Raw genomic sequence first — 15,810 nt, 5'->3', positions numbered from 1 at the left:
CGCCGATAGTAGTTGGGGGTTTCTCCCTGCGAGGGTAGGACGTTGCCACGCTTTATTATTTTTCCGCCATAGCTCAGTTGGTAGTAGCGCATGACTGTTAATCATGATGTCGTAGGTTCGAGTCCTACTGGCGGAGTTCTTTTTTTTTACCCAAAAATGCTGCTTTAGCTCAGTCGGTAGAGCGTCACCTTGGTAAGGTGGAGGTCGCCGGTTCAATCCCGGCAAGTAGCTTAAAAAAACAAGCCAATGTATAAAGACTAGAAATGATTGTTCATTACTAGTCTTTTTCTTTGATTCCAAAGGAAAGCTCCTTTCATATTCAGGGGGTTATTTGCTATAATGAACAGTATGATAGTTATTTGAGGTGGAGTAGATGAAGAAAAAGTATTTTATTATTGGAGACATTCACGGTGAGGCTGATATGATGGAAGAGATGCTTCAAAATTGGGATCAAACCACTCAGCAACTTGTGTTCATGGGTGACTTAATTGACCGTGGTCCAGACAATAAACGAAGTGTCCTTACAGGGATGAAATATGCCAAAGAAAAAAATGCATGGTATATGATGGGAAATCATGAAGTCATGTTCCTTGCGTTTATCGATGATCCAGAGGGACGTTTTCCACACTACTTCAGAAACAATGGGGATACGACGATTAACGACTTACTCGGACGCCCACAAGGCACTCCAGTTAATCCTGTGGAAGATGCCGAAGCGATTAAAGCACAATATCCAGAACTCATCGCATTTCTAAGAGAACGTCCTCTCTTTATCGATGAAGGTGACTTGCTCTTAGCACATGCTGGGGTGGATTTACGCTTGGACGACTGGCATGACACTGAACCAAAAGACTTCTACTGGATTCGCGAACCGTTCCATAAAGGGGTTAACAACACTGGTAAAACGATTATTTTTGGACATACGCCTTTACGTGGATTGAACGAAGATGGCGACTTTATGAAATTATGGCAACATGATGGCAAAATAGGTATCGATGGCGGAGCTGTTTTTGGCGGCGCACTTCACGGTATCGTCTGGTCTGATGGACAAATTGAAAAAATATATAGTATTAAAAATACAAAACCGGTACGTTTTACCGATGACTAGAGGTGTTCTATGAAGAAAAATGCAGTTCTATTATGGGTTGTTTACTTTTTAAACTTGATGGTGTTCCCGGCATTCTTTATTCGTTATACGGCTTCGAGACCAAGTGTGGATACAAACGCATACCTAATTCTTCAATTGGTTTCAACAGTGATTGGGGTGGCATTGTTCCGCGAGAAGCTTGTGGAAGGGTTCAAAAACTTCATCAAGCGTCCGTTTATTCGAGACTTGGCGATTACGTACGCACTTCGTATCGGATTAGCGTCTGCAGTCGCTCAGTTGATTGGAGAAGTGACGTCGGATAACCAAGAACAAATCGAGAAGATGATGAGCGCAAACAATGCAGTGACCATGTTTGTTCTAGTATGCGTTGTGGCGCCAATCTTAGAAGAATTGGTGTTTCGTGAAGCAATCATTGGTTCGTTTAAGAAATCGCTCAATGTTCACGTATTAACGTTTATTTCTGCCTTCCTATTTATCTTGCTTCACTCGCTCTCAAAAGATGCAGGTGGAATTGACTGGATGGCATCCTTAATGTACGTTCCATTAACAATTCCGATTGTTGGGATGTATCGTTATTATAACAACAATATTTTTGCATCCATTTCGATACATTTTCTCAATAATTTTATTGCATTTTTATTTTTATTAAATCAGTAATGACAAAGGGGTGAAATCATGAAAATCGATCAATGGGTACGATTCATTATTCGGTATGGTTTCATTCTTTTTTCATTGTTTGAATGGAGCCAATTGCCAGGGATGAGTGCTCATCAAATCGTCTTCTTTACGGCCTTTATCGCGGTCGTTCAGATTGGTTATTATTGGTTAAAATATCAATGGTATATTTTAGTAGAAGGAATTGCAGTGGCACTTCTTTGTTTTTATTTCCAAACGGTTTTTGCTGGCCTCATCCTACTCCTCTGCTTTGAAATTAGCCTACGCTTCTCTTTTAAGAACGCGGTAGTGATGCAGGTGCTTCTTGGGTTAATCATTATCATCCCAGCTGCGCAGCAGTTCGATACGCTTAAAGCGATTATGACCGTCTTCTTTATTCTTTTCTTCTTGTATGGAAATTATATTTTAGAAGAAAGAAGAGCATTGCAAGAGGAATTAGATGAAGTGTATCAAAAACTAAGTGAGCAACGGTACGATTTGCAGCAAGCGCAATATAAAATAGGGACGATGAAGGAAATCTTCACACTACAAGAGCGGAATCGGATTTCCCGTGAAATTCATGACTCTGTTGGCCATAGTTTATCGACGATCATTATTCAACTAGGTGCGATTAGTCAATTAGCGAAGATGGAAAATTCTCCGATTCAAGAAATGAGTGAAGGATTACGCGAATTTGCGACGCAAGGACTGCAAGAGGTTCGTAAAATTGTCCACGATTTGAAACCGGAGCAAATGGATAGGAAGCAATTGGATATTGCACTTGAAGAATTCTTCCATGAAGTTCAAGTAAATTCAGGGCTTGAAATACAGTTTAGAAAAAATGATCCTACATTTGCACTTAACAGTGAAGCGGAACTGAGTGTTTTTCGTGGAGTCCAAGAAGCGATTACGAATGCCATGAGACACGGAAACGCAACAAAAATCACCGTACTTTTGATGTATAATCAAGCGCAATTAGTGGTCACGATTAAGGACAATGGACAAGGCGCAACTAGCCAAGAGCTGGTTCCAAAGGGTGGATTAAAATCCCTACAAGAGAGACTTCGACGAGAGGGTGGAGTTGTAGAGATGAACCCTTCCAACCAAGGAGTGACCATTCAATTCATTATTCCAAACCCAAATAAGGGGTAGAAACGAGGAACCTAATGACAAAACCAATTCGATTAATTATTGCAGATGATGAGATGCTAATTCGGACAGGATTAAAAATCATGCTCGAAGCTAGTGGGAATGTAGAAGTACTAGCTCTTGTAGAAAACGGGAGAGCAGCTTTTGAAGCTTGTACCATTCACCGGCCAGATGTCGTGTTGATGGATATTCGAATGCCCGAAAGTAACGGAATTGAAGGAACAAAACTGATTAAAGAAGCCTTTCCAGAAGTGAAAGTGTTAATTGTGACGACTTTCCAAGATACTGAATATATTGTCGAAGCCGTGCAAAATGGGGCTTCCGGATATTTGTTAAAAGATAGTAGTCCAGATGCCATTCTTGACGGTATTAAAGTAGCTCTTTCTGGAAAAGTCGTCATGGATACTGTGATTTCTGAAGCGCTCTTAACAAACACCTCTGTAGAGAAAGAGGAAAGTTTCGATGCCGAAAAATGGGGCTTAACAACTAGAGAGGTAGAACTGATTGCACAGGTGGCAAAAGGCCTCAGTAATAAGGAAATTGCCCAAACACTGTTTCTTTCGGAAGGGACAGTAAAAAATAATATTAGTACGATTCTTTCTAAGTTAGAATTACGCGACAGAACGCAATTAGTCATTTTTGCTTACGAGAATAAATTAAAACAATAAACTATTGCTCGGAGGATTAGTTTTTAGTAGCGACAATAGTGTGTGTGGAGTTTAGAGACTCTCTACCGATTGGGATGAGAAGGATCAAGTCCTCATACTATTGTGGCTACTTGGAAGCTAGAGACTCCTAGCGATATTTTTTTTATACAAGAAATTCTTCTTTTGGTGAAGATTCTTCTACTTACCTGAAACCTATTCATAAAAGTGACTTTGGTCATGGTAGTTGGTGACGTTGGAAACTACTAGTTATAAGAGAAGCTTGCTATGATAAGGGTACAGTAACAAAGGAGTTTACGATTGATGAAAGAAGAGAGAAGAACAGAGAAAGATTTACGAGAAGAAAAGATTGTCGTTGCCAGTTGCTTTCTATTTTGTATGTTATTAAGTATGTCATTTCTATTTATTTTTTAAAGAGGTGTAAACATGATTGAGATTAAAGATGTTACAAAGTCTTATGGACGCCATAAAGTGTTGCAAAATGTTTCCTTTGAAATTATGAAGGGAGAGCTGTTCGGTCTATTAGGACCTAATGGCGCAGGAAAAAGTACATTAATTGATATTTTAACAGGCATCCAACCAATGGATAGCGGGGATATTTTGATTAATGGAAAGTCGATTAAAACGGATAAAGTGGAAATCCGAAAACATTTAGGACTCGTACCTCAAGATATTGCCTTGCTAGAAGAATTGAACGCGGTCGATAATTTGGAATACTTTGGCGGTCTTTATGGATTATATGGTGCACAATTAAAAGCACAAATTGAAAAGTTATTAGAAGTTGCAGGATTAACGGATAAGAGAAAAGAAAAAGTGAAAAACTATTCTGGTGGGATGAAACGCAGATTGAATATTGCGGTAGCGATGTTACATAATCCTTCGATTCTTATTTTGGACGAACCAACTGTTGGAGTCGATGCGCAGTCACGTCAATATATTTTTGATTACATCCAAGATTTAGCCGCGCAAGGCACAACGATTTTATATACTTCACATTATATGGAAGAAATTGAAGCCCTTTGTGATCGTGTCTTTATTTTAGATCTTGGAGAAGAAGTGGCTTATGGAACAAAAGAAGAAGTGAAAAAACTAGTCGGACATACGCAAACAGTGGTACTGACCTTAGACCGCATTCCAAATGGTTTTGAAGAAGCTTTAAAAGCCAGTGAGAATGGCGTTCAACATGTCCTGTTGAAAGAGGAAACCCTCGAGCTTACGGTGGATCAAACGATTTTCTCCATGATGAAATTGATTGGTTTTGTGGAACAAGAACAACTCGTAATTAAGTCGCTCAGTATCAAAGAAACGACATTAGAGGAAGCATTCTTGCAATTAACAGGGAAGACACTTCGAGATTAAGGAGGGCATTATGAGATACATTCGCTATATTAAAACCGAAGTAATAGCTTCTTTCAAACAATTTCAAGGCCTTCTGATGATTATTTTAACGCCTTTTTTCTTAACGTTGTTTTTAGCATTTTCGATGAGAGGAATATATGCGCAACCAAAATTGAGTGTGGATGTACCGCTTTATATTGAAAACAATGATCAGGGAGAGTATGGAGATAAAATTGTTCAACTCTTTCAACAGTTATCTGAAGAAAAGCAAATTTTATTAACGAGTAATCCAGAAGATGCGAAATTAAGCGCTAGTATTCCAGAAGGGTTTACCAAAGCGATTCAATCAGGCAGTCAGGACAGTCCGATTGTCATTCGTCGATTAGGGCGTGCTTCGAATATTGTTTTTGCAGTCTATAAAGAGTTGTTTGCAACAATCGCTACGCAATTGCTAGAAGTGAATCAAGTCGCTAGAAAAATCGAGGCGACTCCAGCAGCGACTATCTCCAAAGAACAAGTCGCTACATTACTTGCCAGCTTGCAACAAGAGATTGCTAGTCAAGCCTTTCAAATAGAACAAGTTGAAGCAGAGGCGCAATTGACCAGTGCTCAACATTTTTCGATTACCGGTATCAGTTTACTTTTAATCATGTTAATGGAATCTTTATGGCGTTCAAAGGTTCAAAAAGAACTAGGAGGCTATCGAAAACGGATGGAAATCTTGCCTTATTCCGTTAGCGAGAAAGAGCGCTTAGATTTAGCAACTTATGTCATCTTTAATACGTTCTTGATTCTACTATATATTCTTGCTTGGAAATTAGTCGATGCAACAACGTTTGGGAATAATTGGATGGGACTTCTTTTATTTGCGCTATTTTATAGTCTGTTTACGGGAGTTCTCGCAACTATTGTAGGAACGCTGATTACAGAGAATAATCATCAAATGATTTCAACACTCGTCAACCTACTCTTGATTTTCAGTTCAGGGATTCTTCCATTAGATAAGATTAGTCCAGTGTTTGGATTCTTATCTGGTAATTTAGTCCAACGATTCATTTATACGCCATTTGTAGACTTAATGAACGGGGCTTCTGTTGGGGACATGCTCCCAAGTGCCGCTCCTATTATTTGTATTTTATCGTTTGTCTTTGTCTTAAGAATCAAGAGAAAGGAGGCGAAACAATGAAATTCGTTCGAATGGTTCTTTTTCACCTAAAGCGTATGATGAAAAATCCTACATTACTTTTTATGACGATTGGAATGCCTTCCCTTATGTCAGGACTGATGCTTTTTGTCCAAAATACGAATACAAATAGTGGTTCTACTCTTCCTGTGGCTTCCACTGTAGCTTTTGTTTTCGAGGAAGGAAATGACGAGTATCATTCATTAATTGCACCATATATTAATGAGGAACATGTCTTTTCAGATTTAGAATCTGCTAAAGAAGCCTTAAAAAAGGGTGAGATGACCGTTATTTATCAGGTACCTGCTCATTATTTACAAAACGCAAAGTCTGGGAAAGTTCCAACAATTTTAGTGTGGAATACACAAAGAGGAACGCGTGATTTTCTATTAGATGAACAGTTAATGCAAACTCTTAAAAAAGTAATGCTTGATGCGAAATTACAAGAAGCAGGCGTTCTCAAGGTAGGAGAATCACTTCCTAGTATTTCACAAGAGATGGTGATCGAGGAAAGTGCGGCTCCGAATTCGATTGCTTCGGGAATGGCTGTGATGATGATTTTGTTATACGTTATCTTTAACGCCTCAACGATTTCATCTGACTGGATTCAATTTAAAAAATCGCTAGTGTTAAAACGTTCGGTCGTTTCACCTAGTTCGAATTTGGAGATTGTCTTATCCTTTATTCTTTCCTATTTTGTCTTTATGTTTGGTGCGAACACGTTATTGATGCTCTTCTTTAAGTTGATAGGCATGGTACCACACTTAAACTGGAGTCTGTTTTTAGGGATGTTACTAGCAACAACGATGTTCAGCTTGAGTTTGAATTTATTCTTATTCAGATTGTTTAAAAATCCGCAACTTGCGACGGCAATTGGTGTGCTGATTGTAATTATCATGAGTGCAATTGGAATGCCAGTGGCTACAGGGGCTGTAACGAATTTACCGTGGTTAAATGTGCTTGCTTATTGCAGTCCGATGTATTGGATCGTAAAAGCGATTGATTTTCAATCCATGTTTCCATCCGTATGGGTGCTTCTTGGAATGGCGATGGTGCTTCTCACAGCAGGAAGCTACCGCCTAGAACAGTATGTGCAAAATAAATAAATTAAATTAGACAAAACATATGTCGAACATCTTTGGATGTTAAAACAGGACACTATAAGCTCCTATGGATATCTTCATAGTAGTGACAATAGCTGCACCGGATTGAGCCTTACGTCTCAATTCCTTTTAAGCTTCAAACTGCCGCTAGGAAATAAATTCCCAAGCGGCAGTAATTCACATTGAATGCACTCGCTATTGTTCCTACTATAGAATCCATGGGGCTTGTAGTATCCTTATTTTGTCCTTGTTGTTTACATTTCAAGGAGGAACTGAGGCCTATAAGATAAAAACCTGATGGCACTGGGCTCTCAAATAAAAATGAAACAAAAAAGCAAAATGTAACTTATATGTTACATTTTGCTTTTTGACGATTAGTCTTCTAAGTTTACGTTGTGGTACACTTTTTGAACGTCTTCGTTGTCTTCTAGAGCGTTAATCATACGTTCGAATAAACGTAAGTCGTCGCCTTCAAGTGTCACTTCTGATTGAGGAATCATTTCGATATCACTTACTGTGAATTCTGTAATTCCTAAGTCTTCTAGCGCTTTACGAACTGTGTGGAAGTCGTTTGGTTCAGCGTAAACAATCGCTTGGTCGTCTTCTTGGACAACGTCACGTACATCCACTTCTGCTTCCATTAATTGTTCTAATAATTCGTCAGCATCTTTGTTTGCGATACCGAAGATTGCTGTGTGGTCAAATAAGTAAGTTACAGAACCTGGCGCACCCATGTTCCCGCCGTTTTTGCTGTAAGCGGCACGTACGTCAGCTGCTGTACGGTTTACGTTATTTGTTAAGGCGTCTACGATAATCATAGAGCCGTTTGGTCCGAAACCTTCGTAACGGAGTTCTTGGTAGTCGCCATCTCCGCCACCTTTTGCTTTTTCAATCGCACGTTCGATGATATGACGTGGTACATTATAAGTTTTTGCACGGTCAATAACGAATTTTAATTTTTGGTTTGAATGAGGATCTGGTTCCCCTTGTTTTGCAGCTACATAGATTTCAATCCCGAATTTAGCGTAGATTTTACTGTTATTTGCATCTAATTTTGTTTTCTTTTCGACAATATTTGCCCATTTACGTCCCATTGTTTCACTCACTTTCTGATTTTCATCTGGACTTAACTCTTCCATTATACACAATCAAGACGCGGTTTGTTAAGTGTTTTCTACTAAAAATTGAGCCGTGAGCAAAGTTTGCAAGAATTCATAGACTATCGGGTATGATAGAAGTGAGGTGAGAAAATGGAAACTGTAAAAATCATATATATATCCATGCAAACATGTGGGGTGTGTCATGCGATTAAACCACGAGTAAAGGAACTTGCCAAAGAGTATAACATTCCAGTAGAAGAAATCGATGCTACTCTTCATCCAGAAGTGGCCGGCCGCTATGAAGTGTTAACCGTACCGGCCGTTCTCTTGATGGTTGGTGACAAAGAATTCGCCCGACAAGCACGCTTTATTGACTTGTTAGAACTCGAAAAACGAATGGTTCAGGCAAAGGCGTATGTGGAAGCGAAGGAAACAGAATGAAAACCATGAAAGAACGCATGCTCACAGGAGACTTATATATTCCGTCTCTCACAGAAGGGCTAAGAGACTTATCGATTAAAGGAAAAAAAATAGCGCAACAATACAATCGTTTGGACTTCGATGATTTCGAAGGAAGACGCGCGTTATTAAAACAGTTATTTGGAAAAACCGGCGAGAAGATTTACATGGAGCAACCCGTCTATGTGGACTACGGAGTGCATACAACGATTGGGGAAGGCTTCTATGCGAATTTTGACTGTACATTATTAGATGTAGCTCCGATTACGATTGGGGACAACTGCATGTTTGGTCCGCACGTATCGCTTGTGACACCAGGACATCCAACCGATGCCGAAACGCGCAATGCAGGTCCAGAATTTGGAATACCGATTACGATTGGCAATAGCGTATGGCTTGGGGCCAATGTGACGGTGAATCCGGGAGTGACGATTGGCGATAATACGATAATTGGATCCGGCTCTGTGGTAACAAAAGACATTCCAAGTAATGTGATTGCGGTCGGCAATCCATGCCGCGTTCTTCGTGAAATTACCGAAGAAGAGAAGGCAGATTGGCGCCGAAAACACCAAGAACTATTAGATGAACTTGGAAAATAAAACGGTAAACGAAGAAGGTTAAGAGGAGTCTTGGCATTCTTTTGTGTATGATACAAGGTGATTATAATGGGATTTTTTGTTGGATGGTTTATCGTAGAATATTCTATTAAAAGAAAAAAGGTCGTCCAAGTAGGACGGCCTTTTCGTTTGATTTATTTTTCAGTACATTTAATAAAGCTTTCACGTAATTGGTTTTCTGGAAGGTTCTTTCCGATGAAGACCAATGTTGAGCCGCGTTTTGTATCCTTCCAATCGCGACCTCTTGAGATATCAAAGCTCATTTGAACTCCTTGGAAGATGATTTGGTAATCTAATCCTTCCACGTTTAAGATTCCTTTGTAACGGTATAATTCTGGCCCGTAAATATACACAAGCTCGTTCAACCATTCGTTAATGTTTGCGAGAACTAATGGTTTTTCAGTCTCGATGACGAATGAGTTAATACCGCTATGGTGGCTATGACTATGGTCATGATCGTGGTGCTTATGGTCGTGGTGCTTATGGTCGTGGTGCTTATGGTCGTGGTGCTTATGGTCGTGGTCATGATGGTGATGCTCGTGATCGTGATGGTGATGCTCGTGATCGTGATCGTGATCGTGATCACCGTGCGCATGTGTATGGCCACATTCTTCGCAATATTCTTCTTCGGCATGTTCTTGCATTTCTAAGATTTTCTTCTCTGATGCGTAGAACAATTCAAGTCCGAACATGTCGCTCATATGAACAGGACGTGCGTCAAGGTCTTGGATTTCTGCAAAGGCATTGATGCTACGAACTTCGTTAATCACTTTAGAGTAAATCGTTTCGTCAACTAAGCTATGTTTTGACATGAAAATCTTGTCCGCGAACCCAACTTGTTTTGCTGGTTCAGGTTGATGCGCTGTTTGGTATAGGAAGTTTTTAGCATCCACAACGGTTAATACCGCATCTAAGATAAAGTGCTCGTTCAAGAATGGCACGTTAATAAAGGTTTGTGCGATTGGAGCTGGATCGGCAAGACCTGTTGTTTCAAATAACACACGGTCTACTTGAATGCCGTTTTGTTCTTTGACCATTAAGATGGATTTCAACATATCGGCAATGTCTGTACGAAGCGTGCAGCAGAGGCAGCCGTTATCCATTTGATAGATTTCTTCTTCAACGTCAAGAACGAATTGATGGTCTACACCGATTTCACCGAATTCGTTAATGACAACAGCGATATGTTCGCCATGTTTTTCTTTTAAAACTTTGTTGATTAAAGTCGTTTTCCCAGCGCCAAGGAAGCCGCTGACGATTGTAACTGGAATTTTTTGTGACATATAGTTTCTCCCTCTCCTCAGATTTTTTCGTTTTCTTTTCGTAAATTAATTGTAGCACTCTCCTGAAAAAACTCAAAATAGACTGATTTATCTTGTTTCACGATTCCAGCAGGTGATAACCGAATGTGCTATACTGAAAAGGAGAAAATAAGAAAGAGTGTGTCGAATGACAAAACAGGAAGTACCAAACGCGGCCGTTAAGAAAATCGATTGGGCCGGGCAATTTATCAACCAACATTTACAAGCATTTCGATGTCCTTATTGCCATGAAGCCATGGTTTCTTCCGAAAATCATAGCGTGGTCTGCAAGAAGGGGCATCGGTTTAATATTTCGAAAAAAGGCACTTTGCATCTGATGAAGCAAAATGCAAATACGGATTATGATGCGACGTTGTTCCAGCATCGCTATGAACTTGCGCAGAGTGGTTTCTTTGAGCCACTATTAGAGGCAATCTTACCCTATCTTTCGGAAGGCGAAGAGAAGTTTATTGTTGATATCGGATGCGGGGAAGGCAGTCATTTATCGTGGTTCTCTAAGTATGTACAGGCACCTTTATGCGGCATGGATATCGCCAAAGAAGGCATTCATCAAGCGTCGGTTCATTTTGGGAACGAAGCGCTATTCTTCTTAGGAGACTTGGCGAATCTGCCATTTGCGGATGAATCCTGCGGGGCACTTCTCAACATTTTAACGCCGTCGAACTACCAAGAATTTATGCGCGTATTGGCTCCAGGAGGGACGCTTGTTAAAGTGATTCCTGGCAACGATTATCTAGTCCAGCTTCGCCAGCAGCTCTACCGTTCGAATCCGGAAAAACAAACGTATTCGAATGCGGACATCCTAGAACGCGTGCAGTCCGAGTGTCCTCAAGTGACGTTTGAAGAGGTCCGCTACACGGTGAATTTAACGGATGCGACTTATCGCCATTTACTAGAGATGACGCCTTTATACTGGGGTGCCACTCCAGAAGACAAAGCCTATAGTAATGAACATCCACTTGCTACGGTAACCATCCATTATATCATCGCCGTCGTGAAAAAGCCGTAAAGAATGAATGAAGTGTGCTATAATGAAACTATTAACCATTAGGAGGTTTTACAATGGGATTAAAAGATTTTTTCTCTCGTAAAAAAGAAGAACCAAAGAAAGATGAAGTGGTTCAAGAAGAAGTAAAACATGAAGAAATTAAAAAGGAAGAACCAGAAAAAGCAGAAGTGAAAGAGGAAGCGGTAAAAGCAGAAGAAACTGCCGAACCTGCTGAAGGGAGCCAACCTTCTGAGGACGCTAAGAAAGGTTTTGTACTTGGGGTAGAAAATGTATTTAGCGCAGGGAAGGATTCTCCTGACTTAGTTGTTACAGGGTATGTCACAGGAACGATTAAAGTTGGGGATGAAGTCATTATTACAAAATTGGGAAGTGATACTGACAAACCTGTGAAATCAGCTGTATATGCTTTAGAAGATGGCAATAACGGACGCGTGATGGAAGCTTCTAACAAAAAAATTGCAGCATGGATTGAAAATGGTGCTCAATATGGTCTTTATAAAGGTTCAGTCGTTCATTCAGAAGGGACTAGTGAAAATGATCTTTACGGAACTTATATTAACGCTATTGGAGAATCCTTTGTAGGCGTTCAAAATGGCGAGATTTCTGATATTGACCGTGTTTATTTATCTGTAACGGATGTAGCTGAAATTTGGCGTCTTTTCTTATGGTATTGCAATATTAATGCCGCAGAAGATACAGAAGAAAGACGTTCTGAAAACATGGAGAAAATCCGCAATTTAGTGACGATTACCCGTGATAAATTATTCTTAGTGGATGAAATTTATGCAGTTTATTCTGTCACAACCGGAGAGCCTTATTTATTCACAAAGACGATGAAAAAAGAAGATGGCAGCTACTATACAACTGCGCCATTAGTACGTTTAATTCCAGCGGCTTATAAAGAAAATCTCAAAGAAAAATTTGAAGATAATGACGAGTTTGAATTACGTCGCATTGAAAATGGACCGAATAAAGACGGCATCCGTAATTTCTTAAGTGAAGTTATTTTATTAGATGGTGCTAGAGGGATTCAATTTGTGGCAGAAGAAACGTCGATTGCTGCGGAAGGATTGATCGAATTTCCGAACTACGAAGGGATGAGAGAAATCGATATTCCCGTAACGAATCCAGACGTGGTCCGCTGGTTACATCTCCTTGGACAACTAGGCAAACCAGATACGCCAGACCGCGAAATTCTATTCAATATGTATTTCCACCATTTAGCCGAAGCGTTGAAAACAGCGCGCTTTATTGTTCCGATGAGAGGACATGGAGAATTGCCAAAGGTGGATGAAAATGGCAATACCACCTTTAAAGAAGGATTCACATTTGACTTAGCCATGCAAGATGGAAAAGAAAAAGAGAAGGCCCTTCTATTCTTTACAGATTGGAAGAGACTCCGTAAAGAATTTGGGGAAGAATGGCAAGGACTAATCCAACAATTGGACGGCAACTTGAGTCTTCATGATGTTATTATCAATGGAACAGGCAAGGAAGAAGCAGGAGCCTATATTACGGAAAGTATCTTTAATAAAATTAAGGGTGCCGACTAAAAAGAATCAAAAAGCATAAGGACTCACAGGGTGGGTCCTTATTTATTGGTCTAATTAAAACCCTCGGATTTGAAGTGCACCCCAAAAGTTAGATTTTGGGGTGCACTTCACTAAGGCGGTGGATGTTTATTACGAGAGTCATAGTGGAGAACTAGGAGGCTTTGTCTTTAGGATAAGTCATATTTTGACAAAGGTCTTTATTAGAGATATAATGTATAAAAATTGCGTAAGGATAAAGATATGACAAAATCAAAGTACATTACACGCCTCAAACGCTCAGAAGGTCAATTGCGAGGTATTCAAAAAATGATGGAGGAAGAGCGTGATTGTGTTGATATCATTACTCAATTAACAGCCGTGCGGTCCAGTGTTGATCGTATTATTGAACTGATGATAACGGAGAATTTAACAACTTGTATTAACGAACCTCTAGAGGATCCTCAAGCACAGAAGGAAAGATTGGAAAAGGCGGTTAAATACTTGATTAAACGCAAGTAATAAAAAACAAACGTTTCTCCTAAATAGTGAATAAATGATTAAAAGAGCAGTTGGTTTTCTTGAAATTAGACCAATTGCTCTTTTTGAATTTTATTTATTCAACATCACCAGGCCAAGCATTCATACCACCTTCTACATTGGTAACGGTGAGGCCTTGGGCGCTGAGAAATTGACAGGCAGAGGCGGAACGCACTCCACCCTGACAGATGACATGGTATTCATGGTCAGGTTTGAGCTCTTTGTAGCTTTGCTCCAAAGTACTTAACGGAAGATTTTTGGCACCTGGTGCATGTCCTGCTTGGAATTCATGTGCTTCACGGACATCGATAAAATCTAGATGTTCATTTTGATATTTTTCATAAAAGTCAGCCATGCTGATATTAGTTACCATATTCTACTCCTTCTGGGTTAGCCATTTTGTATAGTGAATAAGCGCCATCAAGGTTTTGAACGGTAAATCCTGCTTGCTTGAGGATACGCTCTGCGATATAGCTGCGCAAACCACTATGGCAGCTAACGATGTAGGCTTGGTTCTTGTCTAGTTCATCCAAGCGTTCTCGTAGTTCGTTTAGCGGGATATGAATGCTATCGACTTTGAGTCGACCACTCTGAAATTCGCCACTTGTCCGTACATCAATGAATTTCTTTCCTTTAGCTAGTTCGCCTTCGAGCTGGTACCATTGAACATTGTCGCTGAGACCTTCGATAAGGTTCAAGGCTGCGTAGCCCAGCATATTTACTGGATCTTTGGCAGAGCCAAATGGTGGCGCATAGGTGAACTCTAACTCTGGTAAGTCAAATACGGTGAGATTCCCCTTGATAGCAGTTGCTAGGATATCGATTCGCTTGTCAACACCTTTCTTCCCAACTCCTTGTGCACCATAGATTTTTCCAGTATTTGGGTCAAAGAGGAGCTTCAAGGTGATATCAGTAGCACCAGGATAATAACCAGCGTGGTCTTTCCCACTTACATGAAGTGCCTTGTAAGGAAGTTGATTCATGCTAAGGATACGTTCGCTGAGACCAGTCGAAGCAGCTGTCATATCAAAGGCACGAACGATAGCAGTGCCGATACTACCCTTGTTTGTACGAACGAGTCCTGCGATGACGTCCGCTACTTGGCGTCCTTGCCGATTGGCAGGAGAAGCAAGAGAGATGAGGGCGTCTTGGCCTGTGATTTCTTGCTTAACGACGATGGCATCTCCAACTGCAAAAATATCTTTTTGACTGGTTTCGTAACGTTCATCGACCAGGATCCCACCGCGAAGTCCCAGTTCAATTCCCGCAGCTTTAGCCAGTCCATTTTCAGGTTCAACACCGACAGAAAGGATGGTGAGGTCAGATGTGATTTTTTGACCATTTTCGAGAACGATGATTTTTCCTTGGTCTTCAAATCGAGTCGCAGACTGGGAAGTGATAACACGGACACCGTTTGCCAGTAATTCTGCTTGGACAAAGGCTGCCATTTCTTCATCTAATGGTGGCAAGACATGAGGTGCTTTCTCCACGATAGTAACCTGCAATTCACGTTTTGCCAGGTTTTCAGCCATTTCAAGCCCGATAAAACCTGCACCGATAACGACAGCTTCTTTTGGATGATTGTCCAAGGCTGCCATAATTTCATCGAGATCGGGAACGTTGCGAAGCGTGTAGGCGTTCTCAGCTTCTGCCAAGCCCTCAATGGTAGGAACAAATGGTTTAGCTCCTGGGGAGAGGATCAACTTGTCATAGCTTTCTGTGAATTCCTGTCCATCGTGTCGCACTGTCACAGTGTGTTCTTTTGGCGAAATCTGGATGACTTCATGAAATGGTCGCACATCGAGATTAAAGCGTGCCTTGAGACTTTCAGGGGTTTGGACTAACAGATCTTCCCGCTTAGAAATTTCTCCTGAAACATAGTAAGGGAGACCACAGTTTGCAAAGGAAACAAAGGGTCCTTTTTCAAAAATAGTAATCTCAGCGTCTTCCATGAGCCTTCTTAGACGGGTTGCTGCTGACATACCGCCTGCAACTCCCCCGATAATGATAATTTTCATTGACTTTCTCCTTTAT

Annotated in this window: 16 protein-coding genes and 2 tRNA genes; 14 read left to right on the top strand and 4 right to left on the bottom strand. The window is 40.5% G+C overall.

Translation table 11 applies throughout. The features are described 5' to 3' along the window. The first annotated feature begins 62 nt into the window (after positions 1–62). The 9 genes from ACO5V7_RS05705 to ACO5V7_RS05665 all read left to right on the top strand — a co-directional run bounded on the left by ACO5V7_RS05705 (position 63) and on the right by ACO5V7_RS05665 (position 7,203). Positions 63–136 (top strand) — tRNA-Asn (locus ACO5V7_RS05705). Between the two features lie 22 nt (positions 137–158). Beyond that, positions 159–231: transfer RNA gene (locus tag ACO5V7_RS05700), tRNA-Thr, on the top strand. Between the two features lie 142 nt (positions 232–373). Beyond that, the gene (locus ACO5V7_RS05695; RefSeq protein ID WP_485485407.1) at positions 374–1,108 is read left to right on the top strand and encodes a metallophosphoesterase family protein; all 735 of its coding nucleotides are present in this window, start codon (positions 374–376) and stop codon (positions 1,106–1,108) included. A 9-nt stretch (positions 1,109–1,117) separates the two neighbouring features. Further along, positions 1,118–1,765 (top strand): CPBP family intramembrane glutamic endopeptidase, encoded by a 648-nt coding sequence (locus ACO5V7_RS05690; RefSeq protein ID WP_485485406.1) that lies wholly within the window; start codon positions 1,118–1,120, stop codon positions 1,763–1,765. 18 nt (positions 1,766–1,783) lie between these two features. Next, positions 1,784–2,914, top strand: coding sequence for a sensor histidine kinase (locus ACO5V7_RS05685; protein WP_485485405.1), 1,131 nt, complete (start codon positions 1,784–1,786; stop codon positions 2,912–2,914). A gap of 14 nt (positions 2,915–2,928) precedes the next feature. Then, positions 2,929–3,579 carry a response regulator transcription factor gene (locus ACO5V7_RS05680; protein ID WP_485485404.1) on the top strand — a complete coding sequence of 217 codons (651 nt, stop codon included), beginning with the start codon at positions 2,929–2,931 and terminating at the stop codon, positions 3,577–3,579. A gap of 423 nt (positions 3,580–4,002) precedes the next feature. Continuing rightward, on the top strand, positions 4,003–4,935 hold the full coding sequence (locus ACO5V7_RS05675; RefSeq protein WP_485485403.1) for an ABC transporter ATP-binding protein: 933 nt from the start codon (positions 4,003–4,005) through the stop codon (positions 4,933–4,935). Between the two features lie 10 nt (positions 4,936–4,945). Then, positions 4,946–6,100: an ABC transporter permease gene (locus ACO5V7_RS05670; protein ID WP_485485402.1), complete on the top strand. Its 1,155-nt coding sequence runs from the start codon at positions 4,946–4,948 to the stop codon at positions 6,098–6,100. Beyond that, positions 6,097–7,203 carry an ABC transporter permease gene (locus tag ACO5V7_RS05665; protein ID WP_485485401.1) on the top strand — a complete coding sequence of 369 codons (1,107 nt, stop codon included), beginning with the start codon at positions 6,097–6,099 and terminating at the stop codon, positions 7,201–7,203. Before ACO5V7_RS05670 ends, ACO5V7_RS05665 begins: the two co-directional genes overlap by 4 nt. A gap of 371 nt (positions 7,204–7,574) precedes the next feature. Here ACO5V7_RS05665 and ACO5V7_RS05660 read toward each other — a convergent pair whose 3' ends face one another. Further along, positions 7,575–8,294, bottom strand: a complete 720-nt coding sequence (locus ACO5V7_RS05660) for a YebC/PmpR family DNA-binding transcriptional regulator (RefSeq protein WP_259949427.1) — start codon at positions 8,292–8,294, stop codon at positions 7,575–7,577. Between the two features lie 156 nt (positions 8,295–8,450). Between ACO5V7_RS05660 and ACO5V7_RS05655 the strand changes: the two genes are divergently transcribed. Both ACO5V7_RS05655 and ACO5V7_RS05650 read left to right on the top strand, forming a co-directional pair. Beyond that, positions 8,451–8,741: a thioredoxin family protein gene (locus ACO5V7_RS05655; protein WP_485485400.1), complete on the top strand. Its 291-nt coding sequence runs from the start codon at positions 8,451–8,453 to the stop codon at positions 8,739–8,741. Continuing rightward, positions 8,738–9,358 (top strand): sugar O-acetyltransferase, encoded by a 621-nt coding sequence (locus ACO5V7_RS05650; RefSeq protein WP_485485399.1) that lies wholly within the window; start codon positions 8,738–8,740, stop codon positions 9,356–9,358. The genes ACO5V7_RS05655 and ACO5V7_RS05650 overlap by 4 nt, the downstream gene beginning before the upstream one ends. Before the next feature lie 152 nt (positions 9,359–9,510). On the opposite strand, the gene ACO5V7_RS05645 is transcribed toward ACO5V7_RS05650, so the two are convergent. Beyond that, a complete protein-coding gene (locus tag ACO5V7_RS05645) occupies positions 9,511–10,659 on the bottom strand; it encodes a CobW family GTP-binding protein (protein WP_485485398.1) in 1,149 nt (382 codons plus the stop codon). Positions 10,660–10,825: 166 nt separating this feature from the next. Between ACO5V7_RS05645 and ACO5V7_RS05640 the strand changes: the two genes are divergently transcribed. The 3 genes from ACO5V7_RS05640 to ACO5V7_RS05630 all read left to right on the top strand — a co-directional run bounded on the left by ACO5V7_RS05640 (position 10,826) and on the right by ACO5V7_RS05630 (position 13,758). After that, a complete protein-coding gene (locus ACO5V7_RS05640; RefSeq protein WP_485485397.1) occupies positions 10,826–11,707 on the top strand; it encodes a methyltransferase domain-containing protein in 882 nt (293 codons plus the stop codon). Positions 11,708–11,760: 53 nt separating this feature from the next. Beyond that, entirely contained in the window at positions 11,761–13,260 is a 1,500-nt protein-coding gene (locus tag ACO5V7_RS05635; protein ID WP_485485396.1) for an SseB family protein, read from the top strand. 240 nt (positions 13,261–13,500) lie between these two features. Next, on the top strand, positions 13,501–13,758 hold the full coding sequence (locus ACO5V7_RS05630; protein ID WP_456982501.1) for a metal-sensitive transcriptional regulator: 258 nt from the start codon (positions 13,501–13,503) through the stop codon (positions 13,756–13,758). A gap of 94 nt (positions 13,759–13,852) precedes the next feature. Here the strand turns inward: ACO5V7_RS05630 and ACO5V7_RS05625 are convergent, their stop codons facing one another. Beyond that, entirely contained in the window at positions 13,853–14,149 is a 297-nt protein-coding gene (locus ACO5V7_RS05625; RefSeq protein WP_485485395.1) for a rhodanese-like domain-containing protein, read from the bottom strand. Further along, on the bottom strand, positions 14,139–15,794 hold the full coding sequence (locus tag ACO5V7_RS05620; protein ID WP_485485394.1) for an FAD-dependent oxidoreductase: 1,656 nt from the start codon (positions 15,792–15,794) through the stop codon (positions 14,139–14,141). Before ACO5V7_RS05620 ends, ACO5V7_RS05625 begins: the two co-directional genes overlap by 11 nt. Positions 15,795–15,810 lie beyond the last annotated feature (16 nt).

The organism is Granulicatella sp., assembly GCF_057274575.1.
This window is presented reverse-complemented; position numbering and strand designations above follow the sequence as displayed.